This is a genomic window from Pseudomonas sp. TWR1-1-4 (assembly GCF_049897165.1).
Classification (GTDB): Bacteria; Pseudomonadota; Gammaproteobacteria; order Pseudomonadales; family Pseudomonadaceae; genus Aquipseudomonas; species Aquipseudomonas canadensis.
Genome location: NZ_JAFCVS010000007.1, coordinates 543663 through 569691, shown reverse-complemented (window position 1 = coordinate 569691; position 26029 = coordinate 543663). Strand labels below are relative to the sequence as shown.

The 26029-nt window shown below is 58.1% G+C and carries 22 protein-coding genes and 3 pseudogenes; 18 read left to right on the top strand and 7 right to left on the bottom strand.

The features are described from left to right. Positions 1–34 precede the first annotated feature (34 nt). From ACP7C6_RS24705 to ACP7C6_RS24670, 8 genes are all read left to right on the top strand, one after another. A complete protein-coding gene (locus ACP7C6_RS24705) occupies positions 35–1492 on the top strand; it encodes a gamma-aminobutyraldehyde dehydrogenase (RefSeq protein WP_426109340.1) in 1458 nt (485 codons plus the stop codon). Between the two features lie 71 nt (positions 1493–1563). Then, complete coding sequence (gene ydcS / locus ACP7C6_RS24700) at positions 1564–2715, top strand: putative ABC transporter substrate-binding protein YdcS (RefSeq protein ID WP_016977916.1); 1152 nt, start codon at positions 1564–1566, stop codon at positions 2713–2715. A 175-nt stretch (positions 2716–2890) separates the two neighbouring features. Next, entirely contained in the window at positions 2891–3925 is a 1035-nt protein-coding gene (locus ACP7C6_RS24695; RefSeq protein ID WP_068936971.1) for an ABC transporter ATP-binding protein, read from the top strand. A 1-nt stretch (position 3926) separates the two neighbouring features. Continuing rightward, positions 3927–4856 (top strand): ABC transporter permease, encoded by a 930-nt coding sequence (locus ACP7C6_RS24690; RefSeq protein WP_028619105.1) that lies wholly within the window; start codon positions 3927–3929, stop codon positions 4854–4856. Further along, positions 4846–5655, top strand: a complete 810-nt coding sequence (locus tag ACP7C6_RS24685) for an ABC transporter permease (protein ID WP_012722540.1) — start codon at positions 4846–4848, stop codon at positions 5653–5655. The genes ACP7C6_RS24690 and ACP7C6_RS24685 overlap by 11 nt, the downstream gene beginning before the upstream one ends. Before the next feature lie 170 nt (positions 5656–5825). Then, complete coding sequence (locus ACP7C6_RS24680; RefSeq protein ID WP_236320453.1) at positions 5826–7250, top strand: gamma-aminobutyraldehyde dehydrogenase; 1425 nt, start codon at positions 5826–5828, stop codon at positions 7248–7250. A gap of 78 nt (positions 7251–7328) precedes the next feature. After that, entirely contained in the window at positions 7329–9191 is a 1863-nt protein-coding gene (locus tag ACP7C6_RS24675) for an NAD(P)-binding protein (RefSeq protein ID WP_126569927.1), read from the top strand. Positions 9192–9539: 348 nt separating this feature from the next. Next, entirely contained in the window at positions 9540–11159 is a 1620-nt protein-coding gene (locus tag ACP7C6_RS24670; protein ID WP_426109339.1) for a glucan biosynthesis protein D, read from the top strand. 47 nt (positions 11160–11206) lie between these two features. Here the strand turns inward: ACP7C6_RS24670 and ACP7C6_RS24665 are convergent, their stop codons facing one another. The 4 genes and pseudogenes from ACP7C6_RS24665 to ACP7C6_RS24650 form a co-directional block, all read right to left on the bottom strand. Continuing rightward, entirely contained in the window at positions 11207–11392 is a 186-nt protein-coding gene (locus ACP7C6_RS24665; RefSeq protein WP_028619101.1) for a hypothetical protein, read from the bottom strand. A 194-nt stretch (positions 11393–11586) separates the two neighbouring features. Then, positions 11587–11883 (bottom strand): annotated as a pseudogene (locus tag ACP7C6_RS24660) (GNAT family N-acetyltransferase); the annotation flags it as partial. A gap of 125 nt (positions 11884–12008) precedes the next feature. Beyond that, positions 12009–13115 (bottom strand): NADH:flavin oxidoreductase/NADH oxidase, encoded by a 1107-nt coding sequence (locus tag ACP7C6_RS24655; RefSeq protein WP_028619100.1) that lies wholly within the window; start codon positions 13113–13115, stop codon positions 12009–12011. Between the two features lie 126 nt (positions 13116–13241). Continuing rightward, positions 13242–15143, bottom strand: coding sequence for a potassium transporter Kup (locus tag ACP7C6_RS24650; protein WP_028619099.1), 1902 nt, complete (start codon positions 15141–15143; stop codon positions 13242–13244). Positions 15144–15554: 411 nt separating this feature from the next. Between ACP7C6_RS24650 and ACP7C6_RS24645 the strand changes: the two genes are divergently transcribed. The 5 genes from ACP7C6_RS24645 to ACP7C6_RS24625 all read left to right on the top strand — a co-directional run bounded on the left by ACP7C6_RS24645 (position 15555) and on the right by ACP7C6_RS24625 (position 18888). Then, entirely contained in the window at positions 15555–15878 is a 324-nt protein-coding gene (locus tag ACP7C6_RS24645) for a type II toxin-antitoxin system RelE/ParE family toxin (protein ID WP_426109338.1), read from the top strand. Continuing rightward, positions 15875–16210, top strand: a complete 336-nt coding sequence (locus tag ACP7C6_RS24640; protein WP_133074474.1) for an addiction module antidote protein — start codon at positions 15875–15877, stop codon at positions 16208–16210. Before ACP7C6_RS24645 ends, ACP7C6_RS24640 begins: the two co-directional genes overlap by 4 nt. Positions 16211–16733: 523 nt before the next feature. Beyond that, the gene (locus ACP7C6_RS24635; protein WP_426109337.1) at positions 16734–17366 is read left to right on the top strand and encodes a S1 family peptidase; all 633 of its coding nucleotides are present in this window, start codon (positions 16734–16736) and stop codon (positions 17364–17366) included. After that, positions 17359–17805 (top strand): hypothetical protein, encoded by a 447-nt coding sequence (locus ACP7C6_RS24630; RefSeq protein WP_426109336.1) that lies wholly within the window; start codon positions 17359–17361, stop codon positions 17803–17805. Before ACP7C6_RS24635 ends, ACP7C6_RS24630 begins: the two co-directional genes overlap by 8 nt. A 786-nt stretch (positions 17806–18591) precedes the next feature. Further along, complete coding sequence (locus tag ACP7C6_RS24625) at positions 18592–18888, top strand: hypothetical protein (RefSeq protein WP_426109335.1); 297 nt, start codon at positions 18592–18594, stop codon at positions 18886–18888. A gap of 735 nt (positions 18889–19623) precedes the next feature. On the opposite strand, the pseudogene ACP7C6_RS24620 reads toward ACP7C6_RS24625, so the two are convergent. From ACP7C6_RS24620 to ACP7C6_RS24610, 3 genes and pseudogenes are all read right to left on the bottom strand, one after another. Continuing rightward, positions 19624–20289, bottom strand: a pseudogene (locus tag ACP7C6_RS24620) (hypothetical protein); the annotation flags it as partial. Position 20290: 1 nt separating this feature from the next. Beyond that, a pseudogene (locus ACP7C6_RS24615) lies at positions 20291–20845 on the bottom strand (recombinase family protein); the annotation flags it as partial. A gap of 2 nt (positions 20846–20847) precedes the next feature. Then, positions 20848–21855: a hypothetical protein gene (locus tag ACP7C6_RS24610; RefSeq protein WP_426109334.1), complete on the bottom strand. Its 1008-nt coding sequence runs from the start codon at positions 21853–21855 to the stop codon at positions 20848–20850. 130 nt (positions 21856–21985) lie between these two features. On the opposite strand from ACP7C6_RS24610, the gene rimO reads away from it, so the two are divergent. The 5 genes from rimO (at position 21986) to tsaA (ending at position 25910) form a co-directional block, all read left to right on the top strand. After that, on the top strand, positions 21986–23311 hold the full coding sequence (gene rimO, locus ACP7C6_RS24605) for a 30S ribosomal protein S12 methylthiotransferase RimO (RefSeq protein WP_122487768.1): 1326 nt from the start codon (positions 21986–21988) through the stop codon (positions 23309–23311). 97 nt (positions 23312–23408) lie between these two features. Beyond that, positions 23409–23942 (top strand): GNAT family N-acetyltransferase, encoded by a 534-nt coding sequence (locus tag ACP7C6_RS24600; protein ID WP_240040369.1) that lies wholly within the window; start codon positions 23409–23411, stop codon positions 23940–23942. A 27-nt stretch (positions 23943–23969) separates the two neighbouring features. Then, complete coding sequence (locus ACP7C6_RS24595; protein ID WP_426109333.1) at positions 23970–24680, top strand: rRNA pseudouridine synthase; 711 nt, start codon at positions 23970–23972, stop codon at positions 24678–24680. Positions 24681–24749: 69 nt separating this feature from the next. Then, positions 24750–25211, top strand: a complete 462-nt coding sequence (locus tag ACP7C6_RS24590) for a DUF1456 family protein (RefSeq protein WP_016977930.1) — start codon at positions 24750–24752, stop codon at positions 25209–25211. A gap of 3 nt (positions 25212–25214) precedes the next feature. Then, positions 25215–25910 (top strand): tRNA (N6-threonylcarbamoyladenosine(37)-N6)-methyltransferase TrmO, encoded by a 696-nt coding sequence (gene tsaA / locus ACP7C6_RS24585; RefSeq protein WP_105696333.1) that lies wholly within the window; start codon positions 25215–25217, stop codon positions 25908–25910. Positions 25911–26029: the final 119 nt, after the last annotated feature.

Here is a 26029-nt window from a genome sequence, read left to right as displayed (position 1 = left end):
GCCCATGGCCACACAAGAAAAGAGATCGCGAAAAATGTCCGGCGCGCCCACCCCGCTGCTCACTGCGTTGCTGATCGACGGCGAACTGGTCCAAGGCCAGGGTTTTGCCGAGCCGATCCTCAACCCGGCCACCGGTGAAGTGCTCACCCAAATCGCCGAAGCCAGCACCGAGCAGGTCGAAACCGCGATCCTCGCCGCCCACCGCGCCTTTGCCGGCTGGTCACGCACCACGCCGCAGCACCGCTCGAACATCCTATTGGGCATCGCCGACGCCATCGAAAAACAAGCCGACTACCTGGCCCGTCTGGAATCTCTGAACTGCGGTAAGCCCTTGCATCTGGCGCGTCAGGATGATTTGAGTGCCACCGTGGATGTGTTCCGCTTCTTCGCCGGGGCTGTGCGTTGCCAGACCGGACAGTTGAGCGGTGAATACCTGCCGGGCTACACCAGCATGGTGCGTCGCGATCCGATTGGTGTAGTCGCTTCGATTGCGCCGTGGAACTACCCGCTGATGATGGCCGCGTGGAAGATCGCCCCCGCCTTGGCTGCCGGTAATACCTTGGTGTTCAAGCCGTCGGAACATACGCCGCTGTCGATCCTGGCCCTGGCCCCCGTGCTTAAAGAGCTGCTGCCACGTGGCGTGATCAACATTCTGTGTGGCGGCGGCGAAGGCGTCGGCAGTCACTTGGTCAGCCATCCCAAGGTGCGCATGGTCTCGTTGACCGGCGATATCGTCACCGGGCAGAAGATTCTGCAAGCCGCCTCCAAAACCCTAAAACGCACGCACTTGGAACTGGGCGGCAAGGCCCCGGTGATCGTGTGCAACGACGCCGACCTGCAAGCTGTGGTGGAGGGCGTGCGCGCCTACGGCTATTACAACGCTGGCCAGGACTGCACCGCCGCCTGCCGCATCTATGCCCAGGCCGGCATCCACGACAAACTCGTCGCCGAACTGGGCGCGGCGGTCAGCAGCCTGCGTTTTGCCGGTAAACGCGATGCAGACAATGAACTCGGCCCGCTGATCAGCACGCGCCAGCGCGACCGCGTCGCCAGTTTTGTAGAGCGCGCCCTCGGCCAGCCGCATATCGAACGCATCACCGGCGCCGCCGTGCATTCCGGCGCGGGCTTCTATTACCAACCCACCTTGCTCGCCGGCTGTAAACAAAACGATGAAATCGTGCAGCGCGAAGTATTCGGCCCGGTGGTCACCGTGACCCGCTTCGACGAGCTGGAACAGGCAGTGGACTGGGCCAACGACTCCGAATACGGCCTGGCCTCCTCGGTGTGGACCCAGAACCTGGACAAGGCCATGCAGGTCGCGGCGCGCCTGCAATACGGCTGCACCTGGATCAACAGTCATTTCATGCTGGTCAGCGAAATGCCCCACGGCGGCTTGAAGCGTTCGGGGTATGGGAAGGATCTGTCCAGCGATTCGCTGCAGGACTACAGCGTGGTGCGCCACATCATGGCGCGACACGGCCAGCATCTTTAAAACAACAACTAAGCTCATGCGTTACCGGTTTGAACAACTGCCCCGACCATAATTAAAGAAGAGGGAACCCCATGTCTGCGCACAAGACCGCACTGCTCAGTGCCCTGACCACCGCGCTGCTGGCCAGCGCCAGCCTCCAGGCCGCCGAACCACTCAAAGCAGTGGGCGCCGGTGAAGGCCAGTTGGATATCGTCGCCTGGCCCGGCTATATCGAACGTGGCGAAAGCGACAAGGCCTACGACTGGGTCACCGGTTTCGAGAAGGAAACCGGCTGCAAGGTCAACGTGAAAACCGCCGCCACCTCTGACGAAATGGTCAGCCTGATGGCCAAGGGCGGGTATGACCTGGTCACCGCATCGGGCGATGCGTCGCTGCGGTTGATCGTCGGCAAGCGTGTGCAGCCAATCAACACCTCACTGATCCCCAATTGGAAGAACATCGACCCGCGCCTGAAAGATGCGCCATGGTATGTGGTCGGCCAGCAAACCTACGGCACCCCGTACCAGTGGGGCCCGAACGTGTTGATGTACAACACCAACGTGTTCAAGACCGCGCCCACCAGTTGGAACGTACTGTTCGACGCGCAGAACTTGCCGGACGGCAAGCCGAACAAAGGCCGTGTGCAGGCGTATGACGGCCCGATCTACATTGCCGATGCGGCGCTGTACCTCAAGTCGACTAAGCCGGAACTGGGCATCCAGAACCCCTATGAACTGACCGAAACCCAGTACAAGGCGGTGCTCGAACTGCTGCGCGCGCAACAGCCGCTGATCCACCGCTACTGGCACGACACCACCGTGCAAATGAGTGACTTCAAGAATGAAGGTGTGGTGGCCTCCAGCGCCTGGCCGTATCAGGTCAACGGCCTGCAGAACGAGAAACAGCCGATTGCCTCGACCATTCCGAAGGAAGGCGCCACCGGCTGGGCCGACACCACCATGTTGCACACCGAGGCCAAGCACCCGAACTGCGCCTACAAGTGGATGGACTGGTCGCTGCAGCCGAAGGTCCAGGGCGACGTTGCCGCCTGGTTCGGTTCGCTGCCTGCCGTGCCTGCGGCCTGCAAGGAAAGCGAACTGCTCGGCGCCGAGGGTTGCAAGACCAATGGTTTCGACCAGTTCGAAAAGATCGCCTTCTGGAAAACCCCGCAGGCTGAAGGCGGTAAGTTCGTGCCGTACAGCCGCTGGACCCAGGATTACATCGCGATCATGGGTGGCCGCTAAGGGTCCCTGCAGAGACTGCTTCTTGTGGTGAGCAGGCTGGCCCTGCGCGGGGCAAGCCCGCTCACCACAAAAGCCCGATTTTCACCGTTTCAGCGCAGCACACATGCATCCTCGTTTTTTCAGAAGTCCAGGCCGGGCCGCTGCGACGACCCGCGCCTTTTTGGAGCACCGCACCATGACGCTTGCAGTCCAATTCACCCACGTTTCCCGTCAGTTCGGCGAAGTGAAAGCCGTTGACCGGGTTTCCATCGATATCCAGGACGGCGAGTTCTTTTCCATGCTCGGCCCTTCCGGCTCGGGCAAGACCACCTGCCTGCGCCTGATCGCCGGGTTCGAGCAGCCGAGCGCAGGCTCGATCCGCATCCATGGCGAGGAAGCCGCCGGCTTGCCGCCGTATCAGCGTGATGTAAACACTGTGTTCCAGGATTACGCGCTGTTCCCCCATATGAATGTGCGCGACAACGTGGCCTACGGCCTCAAGGTCAAGGGCGTGGGCAAGGCGGAACGCCTGAACCGTGCAGAAGAGGCGCTGGCGATGGTCGCCCTCGGCGGCTACGGCGACCGCAAACCGGTGCAACTGTCCGGCGGCCAACGTCAACGGGTCGCCCTGGCCCGCGCCTTGGTCAATCGTCCACGGGTATTGCTGCTGGATGAACCCTTAGGCGCCCTCGACCTCAAGCTGCGCGAGCAGATGCAAAGCGAGCTGAAAAAGCTGCAACGCCAACTGGGCATCACCTTTATCTTCGTGACCCACGACCAGACCGAAGCGCTGTCGATGTCCGACCGCGTAGCCGTGTTCAACAAAGGCCGCATCGAGCAGGTCGACACCCCGCGCAACCTCTATATGAAACCCGCCACGTCGTTCGTCGCGGAGTTCGTCGGCACCTCCAACGTGATTCGCGGCGAGCTGGCCCAGCGCCTCAGCGGCACTGCGCAACCCTTCTCGATCCGCCCGGAACACGTGCGCTTTGCCGAAGGCCCATTGGGCGCCGGCGAAGTGGAAATCAGCGGTCTGCTCCACGATATCCAATACCAGGGCAGCGCCACCCGCTATGAATTGAAACTGGAAAACGGCCAGGCGCTGAACATCAGCCAAGCCAACAACCAATGGCTGGACACCAGCAGCGGCCATCAGGTCGGCCAGTCCATCACCGCTCGCTGGGCACGGGAAGCCATGACCCCGCTGACCGACAGCGCAGGCGAGGTGTGACATGAGCCTGGCCCTTTCCCATCCGCCGATGCGCAGGTTTTCCAACCTGCTGTACCGCAAGCCCAACCTCTACCTGGCGATGCTGCTGGTGCCGCCGCTGATCTGGTTCGGTGCGATCTACCTCGGTTCGCTGCTGACCCTGCTCTGGCAAGGTTTCTATACGTTTGACGATTTCACCATGGCGGTCACGCCGGACCTGACCCTGGCCAACTTCGCCGCGCTGTTCCAACCGTCGAACTTCGACATCATTGTGCGCACCCTGAGCATGGCGATCGTGGTGTCGATCGCCAGCGCTGTCGTCGCCTTCCCGATTGCCTACTACATGGCGCGCTACACCACGGGCAAGACCAAGGCGTTCTTCTACATCGCGGTGATGATGCCGATGTGGGCCAGCTACATCGTCAAGGCCTACGCCTGGACCTTGCTGCTGGCCAAAGGCGGCGTGGCGCAGTGGTTCGTGCAGCACCTGGGTTTGGAGCCGGTGTTGCAGTTCGTGCTGGGCATTCCCGGGGTGGGCGGCAGCACCTTGAGCACTTCGCACCTGGGGCGCTTCATGGTGTTCGTCTACATCTGGCTGCCGTTCATGATCCTGCCGATCCAGGCGTCCCTGGAACGTTTGCCGCCGTCGTTGCTGCAAGCCTCGGCGGATCTTGGCGCCAAGCCGCGCCAGACGTTCATGCAGGTGATATTGCCACTGTCGATTCCGGGGATTGCCGCCGGCTCCATCTTCACCTTCTCGCTGACGCTGGGCGACTTCATCGTGCCGCAACTTGTAGGGCCACCGGGTTACTTCGTCGGCGGCATGGTCTACGCCCAGCAAGGCGCCATCGGCAACATGCCCATGGCGGCGGCGTTCACCTTGGTGCCGATCGTGCTGATCGCGGTTTACCTGTCCATCGTCAAACGCCTGGGGGCCTTCGATGCACTCTGAAAAATCTTCTATGGGCCTGAAGATCGCCGCTTGGGGTGGACTGGTTTTTCTCCATTTCCCGATCCTGATCATCTTCCTCTACGCCTTCAACACCGAAGAAGCCGCGTTCAGCTTTCCGCCCCAGGGCTTCACGTTGAAGTGGTTCAGCGTGGCCTTCGCCCGGCCGGATGTGTTGGAAGCGATCAAGCTGTCATTGCAGATCGCGGCCATCGCCACGCTGATCGCCATGGTGCTCGGCACGCTGGCCTCGGCGGCGCTGTATCGCCGTGAGTTCTTTGGCAAGCAAGGCGTGTCGTTGATGCTGATCCTGCCGATTGCGCTGCCGGGGATCATCACCGGTATCGCATTGCTGGCGACCTTCAAGACGCTCGGGATCGAGCCGGGGATGTTCACCATCATCGTCGGCCACGCGACCTTCTGCGTGGTGATCGTCTACAACAACGTCATCGCCCGCCTGCGCCGTACCTCCCACAGTTTGATCGAAGCCTCGATGGACCTGGGCGCCGACGGCTGGCAGACCTTCCGCTACATCATCATGCCCAACCTGGGCTCGGCGCTGCTGGCCGGCGGCATGCTCGCCTTTGCGCTGTCGTTCGACGAAATCATCGTCACCACCTTCACCGCCGGCCACGAACGCACCTTGCCGTTGTGGTTGCTCAACCAACTGAGCCGCCCCCGGGATGTGCCGGTGACCAACGTGGTCGCGATGCTGGTGATGCTGGTAACGATGTTCCCGATTCTCGGTGCCTACTACCTGACGCGCGGCGGTGAAAGCGTGGCCGGGAGTGGCGGTAAATAACGTTGCAGCTGGAGGAGCTCAGTTCAAATGTGGGAGCGGGCTTGCTCGCGAAAGCGGTACATCAGATACACATGTGTCGACTGACACACCGTATTCGCGAGCAAGCCCGCTCCCACATTAAGAGCCGGTTTCTTCAGGGAATTAACACTCGTTTTGAGGAGAGCTGAACCATGCAAACCAAACTCTTGATCAACGGCCACCTGGTAGAAGGCGAAGGCCCGGCCCAGGCGGTATTCAACCCGGCGCTCGGCCGCGTGCTGGTGGAAATCAACGAAGCCAGCGAAGCCCAGGTCGACGCCGCCGTTCGCGCAGCCGATGCGGCCTTCGAAAGCTGGTCGCAAACCGCGCCCAAGGACCGCTCGCTGCTGCTGTTGAAACTGGCGGACGTGATCGAAGCCCACGGCGAAGAGCTGGCCAAGCTGGAATCGGACAATTGCGGCAAGCCCTACAGCGCCGCGCTGAACGATGAGATCCCGGCGATTGCCGACGTATTCCGCTTCTTTGCCGGCGCCAGCCGTTGCATGAGCGGCTCGGCCGGCGGCGAATACCTGCCCGGCCATACCTCGATGATCCGCCGCGATCCGGTGGGTGTGATTGCTTCCATCGCACCGTGGAACTATCCGCTGATGATGGTCGCCTGGAAAATCGCCCCGGCCCTCGCCGCCGGTAATACCGTGGTGCTCAAGCCGTCGGAGCAAACCCCGTTGACCGCGCTACGCATGGTCGAACTGGCCGCTGAAATCTTCCCGGCCGGTGTGCTCAACCTGGTGTTCGGCCGTGGGCCAACCGTCGGCAGCCCGCTGGTGAACCACCCGAAAGTGCGCATGGTGTCGTTGACCGGTTCCATCGCCACGGGCGCAAACATCATCTCCAGCACCGCCGACAGCGTGAAGCGTATGCACATGGAGTTGGGCGGCAAGGCACCGGTGATCATCTTCAACGATGCAGACATCGACGCCGCCGTGGAAGGCATTCGTACCTTTGGTTTCTACAACGCCGGTCAGGATTGCACGGCGGCCTGCCGGATTTATGCCCAGGCGGATATCTACGATGCGTTTGTCGAGAAACTCGGCGCGGCGGTCGCCAGTATCAAGTATGGCTTGCAGGATGACCCGGCCACCGAGCTGGGCCCATTGATTACCGCGCAGCATCGCGACCGCGTCGCGGGCTTCGTTGAACGCGCCGTGGCGCAGCCGCACATTCGCCTGGTCACCGGTGGCAAGGCAGTGGAAGGCAATGGTTTCTTCTTTGAACCGACCGTGCTGGCTGACGCGCAGCAGGACGACGAAATCGTGCGCCGCGAAGTGTTCGGGCCGGTGGTGTCAGTGACCCAATTCACCGATGAAGCGCAGGTGCTGGGCTGGGCCAATGATTCGGACTACGGCCTGGCGTCATCCGTGTGGACCGCCGATGTAGGACGCGCCCACCGCTTGGCCGCACGCCTGCAATACGGCTGCACCTGGGTGAACACCCACTTCATGCTCGTCAGCGAAATGCCCCACGGCGGTCAGAAATTGTCCGGCTATGGCAAGGATATGTCCATGTACGGGCTGGAGGACTACACCACCGTGCGCCATGTGATGTTCAAGCACTAACCCCAGCGCCACCTCTGTAGGAGCCGGCTTGCCGGCTCCTACAGGGGTCTTATAACAATAAAATTTAGGTTCCTCCCCATGGATATCACCCGCCGCGACTTCCTCAACGGCGTCGCTGTCACCATCGCCGCCGGCATGACCCCACTGCAAATCCTGCAAGCAGCCCCCGATGGCCGTTACTACCCACCCGCCCTCACCGGCCTGCGCGGCAGCCATGCCGGCTCGTTCGAAGTGGCGCACCAGATGGGCTGGGAAAAGAAGGTCTTCGACACCGACACACTGCCAATCACTGAGGACTACGACCTGGTGGTCGTGGGCGGCGGCTTGAGTGGTTTGTCGGCGGCGTGGTTCTACCGCGAGAAGCACCCCAAGGCGAAGATCCTGATCCTGGAAAACCACGACGACTTTGGCGGCCACGCCAAGCGCAATGAATTCCAGGCCGGTGGCCGCATGATCATCGGCTACGGCGGTAGCGAAGCATTCCAGTCGCCCAATCACCTGTACAGCAAGGAAGTGAACGGGCTGTTGAAAAAGCTCGGGGTGAACATCAAGCGCTTCGAAACCGCCTTCGACCGCCAATTTTACCCAGGCCTTGGGCTGTCGCGCGGGGTGTTCTTCGACAAGGAAAACTTCGGCGAAGACAAACTGGTGACCGGTGACCCGACGCCGATGGTGGCCGACGATATTGCACCGGACCAGTTGAATGCCCGCGCCATCCGCGACTTCATCAATGACTTCCCGTTGCCAGCGGCAGACCGCCTGGCCCTGATCGAACTGCACACCGCGCCCAAGGATTACCTGCCGGGCAAGACGGCCGAAGAAAAGGCCGACTACCTGGCGGCTACCAGCTACCGCGATTTCCTGCTCAAGAACGTAGGATTATCGGAAGGTGCGGTGAAGTACTTCCAGAGCCGCACCAATGACTTCATGGCGTTGAGCATCGATGCCGTAGCTGCTGCTGACGCTTATAGCGTGGGTTTCCCAGGCTTTGCCGGGATGAACCTGGCGCCGATCAGCGAAGAAGCGGCAGCGGAAATGGAAGAGCCCTACATCTACCACTTCCCGGATGGCAATGCCTCGGTCGCGCGGTTGCTGGTGCGCAGCTTGATCCCGGGCGTGGCACCAGGGCACACCATGGACGATATCGTGCTGGCGGCGTTCGACTACGCCAAGCTCGACCAGCCCAAGGCAGCCGTACGGCTGCGCTTGAACAGCACGGCCGTCAGCGTGCGTAACGTTGGCAACAGCGTGCATATCGGCTATAGCCGTGGCGGACAACTCGCACAGGTGCGCGGCAAACGCTGCATCCTGGCCTGCTACAACATGATGATCCCCTACCTGTTGAAGGATTTGCCGGCGCCCCAGGCCCAAGCGCTCAGCCAGAACGTGAAGTACCCGCTGGTGTACACCAAGGTGGTGATCCGCAATTGGCAGTCGTTCCAGAAGTTGGGCGTGCATGAAATCTACGCGGCGACCCAACCTTACAGCCGCATCAAACTGGACTATCCGGTAAGCATGGGCGGCTACGACCACCCGCGCGACCCGGCGCAGCCAATCGGCTTGCACATGGTCTATGTACCCACCAGCCCCAACAGCGGCATGAACGCCCGCGACCAGGCCCGCGCCGGGCGGGGCAAGCTCTATGGGCAGACGTTCGAGCAACTGGAAGCGCAGTTGCGTGACCAGTTACAACGCATGCTCGGGCCGGGTGGTTTTAACCATGAGACCGACATTCTGGCGATCACTGTCAACCGCTGGTCACACGGTTATGCGAGCTTCTCCAACAGCTTGTTCGACGATGCGGACCAGAGCGAGGCGTGGATGAACCTGGCGAAAAAGCCGGTGGGGCATGTGAGCATCGCCAACTCGGACGCGGCGTGGAGTGCGTATGCGCATGCGGCGATTGATGAGGCATACCGCGCAGTCGCTGAAGTGAGCTGACCTGAGGACTTGTAGTGAGCGGGCTTGCCCCGCGCTGGGCAGCGAAGCGGCCCTAACCGGATCACCGCATTCCTTCAGGTATTTCGCGGCGCCTGGGTTTGGGGCTGCTTCGCAGCCCAGCGCGGGGCAAGCCCGCTCACTACAGGCTGGCGGACCTTGAAATGTCTTGTCGCATTTGCAACGCCATCATCCCGCTATCAATCAATTTTCCTACGTCATCGAACCGCTTAAGCTATCCGGCGTCTGTTTAATGTCCGTTGTGTTTGGCCGAAGGCATGTCCGAACCGTAATTTCTGATCCGCTACGTGCCAGGAACGGCGCGGGATTTGCTCACGACAGGTTGTCTCTATGCACCGCAGGAATTTGCTCAAAGCGTCCATGGCCATTGCGGCTTACACCGGTTTGTCGGCCAGCGGCCTGCTCGCCGCCCAGGCCTGGGCCGGGAACCGTGCCGCTGATGGCAAGGCCGTGGCGTTCGATTTCGACTCGCTCAAGGCCCAGGCCAAACAACTCGCCGGGACCGCTTACAAGGACACCAAACAGGTGCTGCCGCCGACACTGGCGACCATGACCCCGCAGAATTTCAACGCCATCGGCTACGACGGCAACCATTCGCTGTGGAAGGAATTGAACGGTCAATTGGACGTGCAGTTCTTCCACGTCGGCATGGGCTTCAAGACGCCGGTGCGCATGCACAGTGTCGACCCCAAGACCCGCGAAGCGCGCGAAGTGCATTTCCGCCCATCGCTGTTCAACTATGCAAAGACCACGGTCGATACCAAGCAATTGACCGGTGACCTGGGTTTTTCCGGCTTCAAGCTGTTCAAGGCGCCGGAGCTGGACCGCCATGACGTACTGTCATTCCTCGGCGCCAGCTACTTCCGCGCAGTGGACAGCACCGGGCAGTACGGCCTCTCGGCCCGTGGCCTGGCCATCGACACCTACGCGAAAAAGCGCGAGGAGTTCCCCGACTTCACGCAGTTCTGGTTTGAAACCCCGGACAAGAACGCCACCCGCTTCGTGGTCTACGCCCTGCTCGACTCCCCGAGCGCCACCGGTGCCTACCGCTTCGATATCGACTGCCAGGCCAACCAGGTGGTGATGGCGATCGACGCACACATCAACGCGCGTACCACTATCGAACAACTGGGCATCGCGCCGATGACCAGCATGTTCAGCTGCGGCACTCACGAACGCCGTATGTGCGACACCATCCACCCGCAGATCCACGATTCGGACCGCCTGGCCATGTGGCGCGGCAACGGCGAGTGGATCTGCCGCCCGCTGAACAACCCGGCCAAGCTGCAATTCAACGCGTTCGCCGATAAAGACCCGAAAGGCTTCGGCTTGGTGCAGACCGACCATGAGTTCGCCAGCTACCAGGACACCGTGGACTGGTACAGCAAGCGCCCGAGCCTGTGGGTGGAACCAACCACTGCGTGGGGCGAGGGCTCTATCGATTTGCTGGAAATTCCTACAACCGGTGAGACCCTGGATAACATCGTGGCCTTCTGGACCCCGAAAAAACCCGTGGCGGCCGGCGACTCGCTCAACTACGGCTACAAGCTGTACTGGAGCGCCCTGCCACCGGTGAGCACACCGCTAGCCCAAGTCGACGCGACCCGTTCAGGCATGGGTGGCTTTACCGAGGGCTGGGCTCCGGGCGAGCACTACCCACCCGTGTGGGCGCGCCGTTTTGCCGTGGACTTCAAGGGCGGCGGCCTGGATCGCCTTCCACAGGGCACCGGGATCGAGCCGGTAGTGACTTGCTCCCATGGCCAGGTCAAGGATTTCAGCGTGCTGGTACTGGATAACATCAAGGGCTACCGCATCCTGTTTGACTGGTACCCGACCAGCGACAGCGTGGAGCCGGTGGAGCTGCGCCTGTTCATCCGCAGCCAGGACCGCACCTTGAGTGAAACCTGGTTGTACCAGTACTTCCCGCCGGCTCCGGACCAGCGCAAGTAAACCTGATCGCCCCCTGTAGGCGCTGGCTTGCCAGCGCCTACAGGTGCTCAGAACCGCGACACACTTTTCATCGCCCCAATCAAATAGCGCATCGCCACCTGATCGTTCTCGGTCAGGGCGCGGTACTGCGCCAGTAATTCCAGTTCATCCGAACTCAGCCTTCGGCCACGCAAAAACACCCTGCGGGCCAGAAACGACACCACCACCCCCGCTACACCATAGGACTTGGCCATGGACTGCTTCTCCTGATATCCATCAAATACTCCCGTTGCCCCTAACCGCCTCCCACGAAGCGCAATGCCTCACTGGGCAAACCGACTGACTTCCTGGGCCAGAAATCAGGCTTACCCTAAGCGTAGAAACCTTATTGCTCAGCGTGGGACTTTTTTAGAGTAATCACTTAAATATTTGCTCCGGTAACCAAGACCTACAGTCCTTTCTCACCTAACGGTCGGTAGAGATGAATGTCATGGGGCTCTTGTGCAAACAGTTCTGGATCAGGTTGCTGCAGCAACCGGCAGCCTTGGCGTAGGTAAAAGTCCACGGTATTGCGCGATTCCGTGGCCGAGATGTACAACGCATCCGCTCCGGTTTGGCGGCCGTGCTCACAGGCCAGCGCGAACAAACGCCCTCCCAGCCCCAAGCCGCGCGACGCATGGCTGACGTGCAGGAACTTCAGTTGGCGCATACGCAACGTTTGGTTATGGAGGGGGCGATTGTCAGTTAACGCACGTTCCAACAGCATGATGGCCTCCTCCTTTTAGGCGACCCAGGATCAGGCTTGCGTCAAATGCGAGCAAGAAAAAACCCACCGGGTCAGGGTGGGTTTCATCGACCGCTCAGCCAGGCTCAGTCACGCAGGTCCGACTCATGAATCGGCTGGTCCCGGTGCGTGGCGCGCTGATACTGAGCTGGCCAGATGGCCTTGCGTCCGCCCAGGTCATCGTCGGCATGCAACGGCCAGTACGGATCACGCAACAGCTCACGGGCCAGGAAGATGATATCGGCCTGGCAGGTGCGCAAGATGTGCTCAGCCTGGGCCGGCTCGGTGATCATGCCAACGGTGCCGGTGGCCATGCCCGACTCTTTGCGCACGCGCTCGGCGAAGCGCGTCTGGTAACCGGGGCCGGTAGGGATCTCGGCGTTGGCGGCGGTGCCACCGGAGGAGACGTCGATCAGGTCCACCCCCAGGTCCTTCAGGCGACGCGCCAGCTCCACGGTTTCATCGGGGTTCCAGCCGTCTTCCACCCAATCGGTGGCCGACACCCGCACAAACAGCGGTAATTCCTGGGGCCAGACATCACGCACGGCCTGGGTCACTTGCAGCACCAGACGGATGCGGTTTTCGAACGAGCCGCCGTACTGATCCTGACGCTGATTGCTGATCGGTGAGAGAAATTGATGCAACAGGTAACCATGGGCCGCGTGTATTTCCACCACTTCGAAGCCTGCGGTCAACGCGCGCTTTGCGGCGGCAACAAAATCGGCGATCACTTGCTGGATCTGCCCTTCGTCCAGCGGCTTGGGCTGGGTGTGCTGAGGGTCGAAGGCAATCGGCGATGGCCCTACCGGCGTCCAGCCGCCATCCTCCGGTTTGACGCTGCCGTGCTTGCCGATCCAAGGCCGGTGAGTGCTGGCCTTGCGCCCGGCGTGGGCCAGTTGAATGCCGGCCACCGCGCCTTGGGCCGCGATAAAACGAGTAATACGTTGCAGCGGTTCGATTTGTGCGTCGTTCCACAGGCCCAGGTCCTGGGCGGTGATGCGGCCATCGGCAGTCACGGCGGTGGCTTCGGTGAAAATCAGCCCGGCGCCACCGACGGCGCGGCTGCCAAGGTGCACCAGGTGCCAGTCATTGGCCAAGCCGTCGTCGCTTGAGTATTGGCACATGGGCGACACGGCGATGCGGTTGAGCAGGGTCAATTGACGGAGGGTATAGGGTTCGAGCAGTTGACTCATGGCGCACCTCTTCTGGTTCTGTGGGCACTATTCAAACAGTGCTTAGAGCCTAGTCGACAACGCTGGATTGCACAGGGTTCAGAAGGAAAAGCGGGGACCGATTGCCGGCCCCCGTATTGCAAAAGCTTACATTTCGACCTGGGTGCCCAGCTCGATCACCCGGTTTACCGGGAGTTTGAAGAAGCGCAGGTTGCCGTTGGCGTTCTTCAACATAAAGGCGAACAAAGCTTCGCGCCAACGGGCCATGCCCTTGATCCGCGAGGCGATGACCGTTTCGCGACTGAGGAAGTAGGTGGTGCGCATCGGGCTGAAGTCCAGGTCATCCAGATGGCACAACTTCAGCGCCTCCGGCACATCTGGCTCATCGGTGAAACCGAAGTGCAGGATCACTCGGAAGAAGCCTTCGCCGTAGGCATCCACCTCGAACCGCCGTGCAGCCGGTACGCGGGGAATGTCCTCGTAGACCACCGTCAGCAACACCACTTGCTCATGCAATACCTGGTTGTGTAGCAGGTTGTGCAACAGCGCGTGGGGCACGGCGTCCGGGCGCGCGGTGAGGAACACGGCGGTGCCCTGCACGCGATGAGGCGGCTGAACGCGGATACTGCTGATGAAGATCGGCAACGGCAGGCCACCTTCGTCGAGACGTTCCACCAGCAATTGCTTGCCGCGCTTCCACGTGGTCATCAGCACGAACAGCACGATCCCCGCCAGTACCGGGAAGGCACCGCCCTGGATGATCTTCGGCACGTTGGCGGCGAAGTAAAGACCGTCCACCAACAGGCAGCAAACCAGGACAGGAACAGCCAGAATCGGCGGCCATTTCCACAGCAGTAGCATCACCGCCGACACCAGGATGGTGGTCATCAACATGGTGCCCGTCACCGCCACGCCGTAGGCCGATGCCAGTGCGTTGGACGACTCAAAGCCCAGCACCAGCAGGATTACGCCAACCATCAGCGACCAGTTCACCGCGCCGATGTAAATCTGGCCCTGCTCGGCGCTTGAAGTGTGCTGAATGTGCATGCGCGGGATGTAACCCAGCTGGATCGCCTGGCGTGTCAACGAGAACGCACCGGAAATCACTGCCTGGGAGGCAATCACCGTGGCCAGGGTAGACAACACCACAAGCGGGATCAGCGCCCAGCTCGGCGCCAGCAGGTAAAACGGGTTGCGCGCGGCTTCCGGGTCACCGAGCAGCATGGCGCCCTGGCCGAAATAATTGAGCACCAGCGCCGGCAGCACCAGCATGAACCAGGCGCGGGCGATGGGTTTGCGGCCGAAGTGACCCATGTCGGCATACAGTGCTTCGGCGCCGGTCAGTGCCAGCACCACCGCGCCGAGAATGGCCACGCCAATGCCGGGATGCGCCTCAAAGAAGCGCACCGCCCACATCGGGTTCATCGCACTGAGCACTTCAGGGTGCAGGGTGATGCCATACACACCCAGGCCGCCCAGTACCAGGAACCAGGTGACCATCACCGGCCCGAAAAGCTTGCCGATGTGGTCGGTGCCGTGTTTCTGGATCAGGAACAGCGCCACCAGCACCACCAAGGCGATGGGCACGACCCATTTTTCCAGGCCGTCGAAGGCCAGTTCCAGGCCCTCGACCGCGGACAATACGGAAATCGCCGGGGTGATCATGCTGTCGCCGTAGAACAGCGCCGCGCCGCACAGGCCACACACCACCAGGAAGCTACGCAACTTCTTGCGCTCCCCCGCCGCCCGTCGTGCCAGTGCCGTGAGCGCCATGATGCCGCCCTCACCCTGGTTGTCGGCACGCAGCACGAACAACATGTACTTGATCGACACCACCCAGATCAGCGACCAGAAGATCAGCGCCAGGATCCCCAGCACGCCGTCATGATTGACCTGAACCCCATAACCGCCGTTGAACACCTCTTTAAGGGTGTAGAGCGGGCTGGTCCCGATATCGCCGTAAACCACCCCGACCGCTGCCACCAGCATGCCAATCGGCTTGGCGTTTGAATGCTCGGCACCTGCTGCCTGACTACTCGCGTGACCCATCAACCACTCCTGCCCTTTTGACCTGCGGTCTTTTATTAACAACGCGTCTAAGCTGACCCTAGCATGCGCTGTTTTACTTCTCGTAACAGACGTTTTGTTGACCTTAGGACTTTACCTTCGCGCAACGGCGCGAAGCATAGCGCAGCACTCGTCGCATTTCGCTGTTCAAGTGATTTGGGTGGGTTTTTCTGATGCCATTAAAAGAGATCAGGGCATTTTGGCGCCTATTTGCCTGCATTGATCACATCACGGCTGGCCGTATATTTTCGCCCGGCTCAATGTTGCTGCCTTAGCGGCGCATGTAGGCAGTCCCCGCAGGCTTATCCGATCAATAAACCATGCTCCTGCATGGCCCGCCCAGTCGATATAGAAACTCAATCATCGACTTGTCTCTTTTAAGGTACAGTCCTCATGTACGAAGTGAAACACGTACTCTCCGTCAATGGCGTGGATATCTACCAAGCTTGGCTAGATACCGTGCAAGACACGCGTTCAAAAGCAAGAATCACCACGAGAGTGGACCGAGCGGCGCTTGGACACTTTGGCATTACCGAGCCGGTGGGTGATGGGGTGTTTGAGATGAAGCTCGACTTCGGTCCCGGGTTTCGCGTGTATTACGCAATCCAGGATCGAAAAATTGTTTTCCTGTTGGGCGGTGGCTCAAAGGCCAGACAGCAGAACGACATCGATCAGGCCAAGGCCCTCTGGAAATCTTACAAGGTGCAGCAAAAATGACTATTCGCACTCGTTCTCATGAAGACAGCGTCCTTGAAATGCTTCGAAACGACGAAGCCTTTGCACTCGAATACCTTTCTGTCGCACTTGAAGAAATCGATGAGGCAGGGGGGGAGGATGCATTCCTGGTCGCTGTCCGTCGAGTGGCGGAGGCGCGCGGCGGCATGCTCAGCTTGTCGCAGAATACGGGGCTCAATCGAGCAAATCTCTACAGATCCATCGCCGTTGGCGGCGACCCTAAGCTCTCCACCCTTCTGAAAGTGCTTCAGGCATTAGGTGTAGGCATGTCTAAAGTTGTATCGCACCGCACGGAGCAAGACGTTCGGGCTTAAGAGTGGAGCAGCGGTTGTGGGAATGCGTCCATGCAGCACTCGTCGCATTTCCCTGCATAAAGCTGGTCAAGTGCGCTGCCCGTCGCTAGAATTGCGCACTTTTTGATCAGAGGCGCACCAAGCGCCCGTCCGCAGCGTTGTCGTGCCCGACTGGCGGCGTCATTCAATACCGAGGTTAGACATGTCCACCACCATCGCAAAAGCCAACCCCAAGGTTGGCTTTGTTTCCCTGGGTTGCCCTAACGATACTCAATCTACAATTTTTATTCTCTCTACCTTTCTCTCTATCCATGGGCAGGGATTGTGCCCCTTCAGTTCTTGAAGTTACTGAGGATTACTAGATGGACCATAAGCAGTACTGCTGTTGGCATGTCGAGTTTCTATTCAAGCGCCTCACCCTCGTAAAAAACAGCGCTTGCAGATTAGATAAATGCGGGCTATATCTACTATATTGACAATTAGTCCAGCAAAAGGAATCGTAATGCTAAGGAATATAGTAAAAAGCCATCTTGGGGGATGCGTCATGATTGCCTCTTATGGAGAACCTAATTTCACACTTCTAGGATCGGGATTTATCTGCAGCAACAAGGGATACTTTTTAACCTGCGCTCATATACTGGATATAACAAAGCCGATCTATATCGCAATACCGCCTGAATCAGAAAGTTTCCCTACAATTCACGGTAACAAATTCAACTTCTCTGAAGTATCTGTAGCTCAATATGACCCATTAAACGACGTAGCACTGCTAAAGCTGAAAGGGGAAGCTATAACTGCCTGCCCTCCTCCCAGCAGTTTATTGGGAGATGAGCGCAGCGTTGATATCGGCACTACAGTATGCTACTTCGGTTTCCCTTTTTCCTTCAATATACCCAAGGTCTCTCAATCGATTATCAGCGCGAAAACCTCTAATGAGCATGGGGCAAGAAATCTTATGCTTGATAGTAGTGTCAACAATAATAACAGCGGAGGCCAAGTGGTAGATATCAGTACAAATAAGGTCATTGGCATCGTTTCCGGGCGATTTGCGCCTGGTGGTACTCAGGCCGTCGCATGGATTGGGGGACAACCAATTGGCCAGGACAGCAATATATCTTTCGCATCAGGCATCAGCTATGCAGTTGACTTGTTGAAAGCAGAGGATATCTATGAATGACATTAACAACGATGAAATTCTCGATGCCATCTCTGAACTAGCACCGAAACACATGCATCAATATTTAAAGAATGCTTTAGAAACACCAGACTTTGACTTCGACAGAGCCGGGATGATCTTAACCGGCGAGATCAATTCCAGCAGCATGATCGTCAAAACTTCTAGGGTTGATCGGCAAGACAGTTTATGGGTTGTAGTTAAAGATGAGGTCTATGACTTTCTTTGCACTAAATCGGTCGCATACAGGACTGAAAGAACTGAGGCAGGAACAAGCATAAAGAATGTGATATCCATAGTCGCAGCAGCGGTGGCAGGAAAGCTTCATTTAGCGTTAGGCGTGATAACTGGGATAGTAACATTAGCTGTAATAGGGGCCTTCAAATTGACTAAAAACGCTTGGTGCAAGCTCCAAACTGAGCGCCGTGCGTCAAACAGCTAGAATGTTAAGACGTGCTATGTGCATGTAGGTCAATATGTCCTGCTAGCCACGATTTTCCCGCTTCCTAGCTTACCCTGTCTGTGCCTCCCGATTTGATTCGACAGGTGAGTTGAATACGTACTAAAAACTAAAAAGTCGCTGCTGAAGCATTTTTTGATCTTTTGATCAGCTAACACGGGGCTTCAAGTAGAGCCCCGTTCGTGACTGCCCTATGCGCTGCTGTGCAAAATGGTTGCCTTTCTCTTCCAGACTTTGCAATCAGTGAAATTGCCGGTCGCTAGCTGAGCCCGCCGGCCAGCCTTGGCTTGAGGCCCGCTTTCACCAATTTGGAACTTGCACAAAAAGAGGACGCAAACCCCGTCGGCGGGAGGGGGATAAGTGCTTTTTCTTTCAGTTTTTTCTTGCTCACACGGACTTTGAGCTTAACGCCCAGTCGGCACTTCGTCGGATCAGCACCCAGCCAGACACACACGCCAATATACTGTCTGCATATACAGTATATTGATGAGCGAGTAGGACCGACGCAATGACGAGCGCAAGTGACTTCACACAGAGCAGGGTGACCGCCTCTTGGCTAAAGCTGCTGCGAGATGAGGCGGCATTGCTGCGCCACCCTGGGTCTCACCATAGAAAGCTACTTGATGAGGCTCACGCTCTGCATCGAGCTGAGCTGATTGGTCGTGATGATCTGGCCGATCGACTTGAACAAGCGGATGGGGCACTGGAGTACGCCGTAGAGGCGCTCCTGGATGAGCCAAGCGACCACTAGGGGGGGGGTTACTTATCGTGCACATGCTAGTAACCCCGATGCGCTGCAAGGGCGTGGCCCTGGACCTACAGGAACGGAGGCGTTATCCAGCGTTAAGGGGTGACGTATTGGTTGCTCCCGCAACGAGCAACGAACTGGGGAGAAGCTCGAACGTAGCGAGGGTATCGAAGGGGATGCCCTTGGAACCTGATCCGTTGCCTCGGTTACTCGATGCGAACCTATCCGGAATGGCTCCGACAGGTTTTGTTCTAAGTGGCATTGAATACGTCGATGGATGTGCTTACGCACAGTCCTGGTGGTGTCGGCTGGAGTAGCACGGAGTTAGGAAGACAGGGGCCAAAGCCCCTGTCTAGTAGCTTGACAAGCTACTCAAGAAACAGAGTTACCAATTTGGCTAACCAGAAGGCCAACCGAAGTCCTTGAATAATGCTGTCAAGGACATTACGCGTTATCAATATCATCATATTAATTTAGCTCCAGAGCTTAGTAGCACCCGCCACCTAGTAAAACGGTTTCGGACTTTCCCACCTTGCCTGTTAACTCGCCACGCTAGTTTCCGAATGATGACACTTACAAAAATTCGTAAGTTACGATGATACCGATACTAAGTAAGGATCATAACTAATTATGTTCGTAAAGTATTCGAGCTTGACGTGCCAGTCGCAGAGCCATAACCTTTGAGTCGCCAGATACAAAGATATACAGCTGCAGGTGGTGATTGAGATGCTACCACGGTTTTTTCCTTAGGGAATCCACTCCAACGTATCTTCACAGAGCCCGCCCCGTGCGGGCTCTGTCGTCTTTGGCCGCCGGCCACCACGAAATTACGGCCGGCCAACTCGCCGGCCTAGTGTTTTCGCGGGCTAGACGTGTAAACATTTTTTTTACCTTTTTTTTATGTCTACTATTAATAGGACTTAAAGACCTATCACCAATCCGACGAACGGTAATCGGCCGGCCGTTAGTTATTACGCCCGGCCGCTCTGTATGTGATTTTTAAACTACAGGCAATACAAGTAATCGCTATCAAACATGAATGGTCAGCTTACCTACAGCGTGACGTTTTGAACTTTTGATAGCATTTTCTGAGCGTCAACAGAATTGATAGTGAAGGCTGCAGCGTTACCTGGTACTGGCGTCGGCCCGTGGGTGTGGCCCGCCAGTTGAGAATTCATCTGCTGGACCAGGTCGAGCAAATCGCACAGCACCTGCAGCACGTTCACCCCTTCTGATCCCAACCAGGTCTTTGGCGCCACGAGCCGTTGGCTGACTGCCGCCACGCTCTTACGCAACCCCTGGATCCTTTCCTCCATATCGCCGCCCACCATGGCGTTGTGCTTCTGCCCCACCACTAGGTTCAGGTCGCGGCCAGTGGCTTGGTGCAGGTCGTCGACGGCCGCCAGACTCGCAGATCCACCCGACAGCAGCTTGAGCGCGCCCAGCGCCTCGATTTTCTTGATCCCACCCACCGACTCGGTTGAATGGTTGTCCACCGTCCTGGTGTGGCTCTGGAAGCTCTCCGTGTTCTGCATCGCCTCCACTTCTCGTTCGATCGCCTTGTCCTGGATCTTGCCGTCCGTTTGGCGCAGCCAGTTGCCATCGGCATCGACGCGCTGTTGGCATGCTTCGCTGTGCTGCCACACCTGGTCGCCCTTCGGCACCCGGGGCAGGCTCAAGCCGTGCGGCAGAATCTGCGTGATAAAGGGCTTCGCTGGTCAGTTGCAGCCACTGAGGGTCTTTTCCATTGCGTACGAGTCCGCGATAGGTTCCAGACATCCAGCCTTCACACTGACGGCGGATGGCGGCTTTAACGCGCTTGCTCTTTGTGTCGGATTCTTCATGAGCGCGAATCATCACCAGAAGCGAATAGACCAAGTCCATGGGCTGAGCCTTCAAGCCTGCCCTATTGTATTCACGCCCATCACTTGCGGTTACTACAGTAATGCCAGCGTTGATGATCTGCGCCAACTGAGCTTGTGCCTGGATAGGCTCAGCTCGACTTAGGCGGTCTAGACCTTCAACAACCAAAACAGAGCCATTACCGATACGGCCATCCTCAATCGCACGGAGAAATACACCCAATGCTCCCTGTTTAACATGACGCTGGTGATAAGCAGAAAGCCCTTCATCTTTCAATGTGAGTGTCGCATCCAGCGGCATACCTCTTTTTGCCACCCATACTGCAGCATATGCAAGCTGACGGTCTGCACTACTTCCTGTCGCTTGACGAGGATCAGAAAACCTCAAATAGCTGTAAACCTGTCCACTCATGATCAAGGTGCTGCGCCAGTATCATTACCACGCCCAAAAACACCTTTCAGCTTTTCGAACGCTTTCCCCAGGGTCTCAACAGATTGAAGCATATAGTTAAAATCGTTAGCGTTAATTTCCTTAAGTTCAGGCCATTTCTCAGACTCACCCAAAACACGCAATATATCCTCTTGAGATTTAGCAGGATCATTCTCAGAAAACTCAACCACTACGCAATATGCGAGCATATATTTATTATAGGACGACCTAACTTTCATATAAGAAAATGCAGAATCACCATAGTGCCGGTACTGTTTCAAATACCATGAACCTAAAAACTCCATAATTAGAAATACGGCCGTCGTCGAAACCATACCAACTATGACACCAGCACTCAGCTGAAAATTTATGTAGTAGAGGTAACCCTGCCATACAATGATACTAAAGATATATAACCAAATACCGCCCCTGACAAAGCTACGACCGACCTCAAGCAATCTAGATGCTTTTTCTTCTGCATAGTCTATTTGGTGATCAAGCGACTCAATGATGGTCCGCATATGCACTGAGAACTCATATCCCGAAGCCGCTTTACGAGACTTCTCAACTACCTCTTTTATATTATCCAGTTCGGAAGCATCTTCCACAACGACCCTGACATTTTCCCCAGAATGAATTGGCGACCAATATGAGTACCTTGACTTTTCAATTCTGTTACGCTCATCCAGCTCAACAAACGAAACAGAATCTGATGATAATGTATCGGTCCAAATCCGATAAAGCAGCAATGAAGCTCCCGTAACGACAAGCACCACAACCTGCCAGCTATAAAACAGATCGCGCTTCATGGAACTTGTAAAAGGGAGCACGTCAATCAGCAATGTAGCCATGACAAGCGACATGAACACAACGACTGTCATGTATACCTTTTGCGACTTGGTTGTCCTCTTCTTTACTTGTACGAGATCTTTCTTACGAGCCTCAACTTCTTCACTATCTCGATTTTCTTCAAGTGTTTCATTGGCCGACATTCTCAGGACTCCCTTCTGAATTTGAGAACGATACTCGTTAATGATAATTGTTTTTGCGCATTTTTTGATCAGCGATTAGAATCGCGCGCCACGAATTTTGACCAGGGTAGACCCTGCAGGCTGTGAGTATATGAGTAATAATCCACGTGTAGGGTTTGTATCGCTAGGTTGCCCGAAGGCTCTGGTCGACTCCGAGCGCATCCTCACGCAACTGCGTATGGAAGGCTATGACGTTGTGTCCACGTACCAGGACGCCGACGTGGTGGTGGTCAACACCTGCGGCTTCATCGACTCGGCCAAGGCGGAATCCCTGGAAGTGATCGGCGAAGCGATCAAGGAAAACGGCAAGGTCATCGTGACCGGCTGCATGGGCGTGGAAGAAGGCAATATCCGCAATGTGCACCCGAGCGTGCTGGCGGTGACCGGTCCGCAGCAATACGAGCAGGTGGTCAACGCCGTGCACGAAGTGGTACCGCCGCGCCAGGACCACAACCCGCTGATCGACCTGGTGCCACCGCAAGGCATCAAGCTGACCCCGCGCCACTACGCGTACCTGAAGATTTCCGAAGGCTGCAACCACAGCTGCAGCTTTTGCATCATCCCGTCGATGCGCGGCAAGCTGGTCAGCCGTCCGGTCGGTGACGTACTCGACGAGGCCCAGCGCCTGGTCAAGTCCGGCGTCAAAGAGTTGCTGGTGATCTCCCAGGACACCAGCGCCTACGGCGTCGACGTGAAATACCGCACGGGTTTCTGGAACGGCGCGCCGGTGAAAACCCGCATGACCGAACTCTGCGAAGCCTTGAGCAGCCTGGGTGTGTGGGTACGCCTGCACTACGTCTACCCGTACCCGCACGTGGACGAGTTGATCCCGCTGATGGCCGCCGGCAAGATCCTGCCGTACTTGGACATCCCGTTCCAGCATGCCAGCCCGAAAGTGCTCAAGGCCATGAAACGCCCGGCCTTCGAAGACAAGACCCTGGCGCGTATCAAGAACTGGCGTGAAATCTGCCCGGAGCTGATCATCCGTTCGACCTTCATCGTCGGCTTCCCCGGCGAAACCGAAGAAGACTTCCAGTACCTGCTGGACTGGCTGACCGAAGCCCAACTGGACCGCGTCGGCTGCTTCCAGTATTCGCCGGTGGAAGGTGCCCCAGCCAACCTGCTGGACCTGGCCGTGGTGCCGGACGACGTCAAGCAAGACCGCTGGGAGCGTTTCATGGCGCACCAGCAGGCCATCAGCTCGGCGCGCCTGCAACTGCGCATCGGCAAGGAAATCGAAGTGCTGATCGACGAAGTCGACGAACAAGGCGCGGTCGGCCGTTGCTTCTTCGATGCGCCGGAAATCGACGGTAACGTGTTTATCGACGATGCCAGCGGTTTGAAGCCAGGCGACAAGGTCTGGTGCACCGTGACCGATGCCGACGAATACGACCTGTGGGCTGAAAAGCGCGACTGATCGGCAACACACCAAAAAGCCCTGCATTTGATCAAGATGTGGGGCTTTTTTAGGTCTATCGTTTGCTCATCGCCAATCATCGGCAGGGGCAGCGGGCATGCGTCGGCATTCGGTTATCCACACACCTAAAACCAGCGATTATCAAAAACTGACTGAAATCTGGGAGTCCTCGGTGCGGGCCACCCACGATTTTTTGCCGGACAGCTATATCGAACGCCTGCGCAACCTGGTGCTGACTCATTACCTGGACACGGTGATGCTGATTTGCACCAAAGACCCGCACCAACGCATCACCGGGTTTGCCGGTGTCGCCGCTGGCAAGGTCGAGATGCTGTTTATCGACCCGCAGCACCGGGGCCAGGGCCTTGGCCGGCAACTGCTGCGTTATGCGGTCGAGCATTTGAACGCCGACGAGCTGGAAGTGAACGAGCAAAATCCCCAGGCACTCGGCTTTTACCTCAAGCAAGGCTTCGAGGTGATCGGACGCACGGAGCACGATGGGCTGGGCCAACCGTATCCGTTGCTGCACATGCGTTTGCGCTCTTCTGGGGGAGCTGGCTTGTCGGATCCCACAAAAAGCCACAGCACTGAAATGGGGCCGGGATTAACCGCGCCCACACAGGTACAATAGCCGCCCCCTTTTGCTACGGCCCTTGTCATGACTGACCCCATACGCCTCTCCAAACGCCTAATCGAACTGGTCGGTTGCTCCCGTCGGGAGGCTGAGCTGTTCATCGAAGGCGGCTGGGTCTCGGTGGACGGTGAAGTGATCGACGAACCGCAGTTCAAGGTCACCACCCAGAAGGTCGAACTCGACCCGGACGCCAAGGCCACCGCGCCCGAGCCGGTGACCATCCTGCTGCACGTCCCGGCCGGCGTGGATGCCGAGGCGGCCATGGCGTCGATCAGCGCCGATACCCTCTCGGAAGAACACCGCTTCGGCAAACGCCCGCTCAAGGGCCACTTCCTGCGCCTGACCGCCAGCGCCGACCTGCAAGCCAAGGCCAGCGGCCTGCTGGTGTTTACCCAGGACTGGAAGATTCTGCGCAAGTTGACCGCCGATGCCGCCAAGATCGAGCAGGAATACGTGGTGGAAGTCGAAGGCGACATGGTTGCCCACGGCCTCAATCGCCTGAACCACGGCCTGACCTACAAAGGCAAAGAGCTGCCGGCGGTCAAAGCCAGCTGGCAGAACGAAAACCGCCTGCGTTTTGCGATGAAAAACCCGCAGCCAGGCGTGATCGCGCTGTTCTGTGAAGCGGTTGGCCTCAAAGTCATTGCCATTCGTCGTATCCGCATCGGCGGCGTGTCCATCGGCAAGGTGCCGGTTGGCCAATGGCGTTACCTGTCCGGCAAAGAAAAGTTCTAAGCCGCCGCCCTTTTCCCGACACCGCCTCTTTTGCGCGGTGTCCTCAGTTGAATACCAGGATTGCCCACCATGATTCACAATGACGTACTGCGCAGCGTGCGCTACATGCTCGACATCAGCGACAACAAGATGGTCGAGATCATCAAGCTCGGCGGCATGGACGTAACCAAGGACGACCTGCTGACCTACCTCAAGAAAGATGAGGAAGAAGGCTTCGTGTTCTGCCCGGATGACGTCATGGCGCACTTCCTCGACGGCTTGGTGATCTTCAAGCGCGGTAAGGACGAAAGCCGTCCGCCGCAGCCGATCGAGACCCCGGTGACCAACAACATCATCCTCAAGAAGCTGCGCGTGGCCTTCGAACTGAAGGAAGATGACATGCACGCCATCCTCAAGGCCGCCGAGTTCCCGGTGTCCAAGCCTGAGCTGAGCGCGCTGTTCCGCAAGTTCGGCCACACCAACTATCGCCCGTGCGGCGACCAGTTGCTGCGCAACTTCCTCAAGGGCCTGACGCTGCGAGTTCGTGCGTAAGCCATGAGTTACAACGTCTCGCCCGTCGGCTTCGTGCGCTCCTGTTTCAAGGAGAAGTTCGCCATCCCACGCCAACCTCAGTTGGCACCTGCCGCCCGTGGCGTGCTGGAACTGGTGGCGCCGTTCGACGGTGGCGAAGCCGTACAAGGCCTGGAGCAGGTCAGCCACGTGTGGTTGCTGTTCCTGTTCCACCAGGCGCTGGAAGACAAGCCACGCCTGAAAGTGCGCCCGCCGCGCCTGGGTGGCAACACGTCCATGGGCGTGTTTGCCACCCGCGCCACCCACCGACCCAACGGCATCGGCCAGTCAGTGGTCAAGCTGGAAAAAGTGGAGCCAGGACGGCTGTGGATTTCCGGGATTGATCTGCTCGATGGCACGCCGGTGCTGGATATCAAGCCGTATGTGCCGTATGCCGACGTGGTCGACACGGCGACCAACGACATCGCCAGCGCCGCGCCACAGCTGATTCCGGTGCAATGGCTCAAGACAGCGCTGCAGCAGGCACAAGGCCACGCTCAGCGCCTGGGCGAGCCACTGGTGGAACTGATTGATCAGTGCCTGGCACAAGATCCACGGCCGGCGTATCAGACGCCGGGGCCGGAGCGGGAATATGGCGCGCAGTTCTGGGATGTGGATGTGCGTTGGCACTATCCCGAGCCTGGGGTGATTTGTGTACTGGAAGTACTCCCAGCCCACTGAAGAAACCGGAAACAAAATGTGGGAGCGGGCTTGCTCGCGAAAGCGGTGTATCAGTCAATAACTCTGTCGACTGACACTCCGCTTTCGCGAGCAAGCCCGCTCCCACATTTTTTAGATCT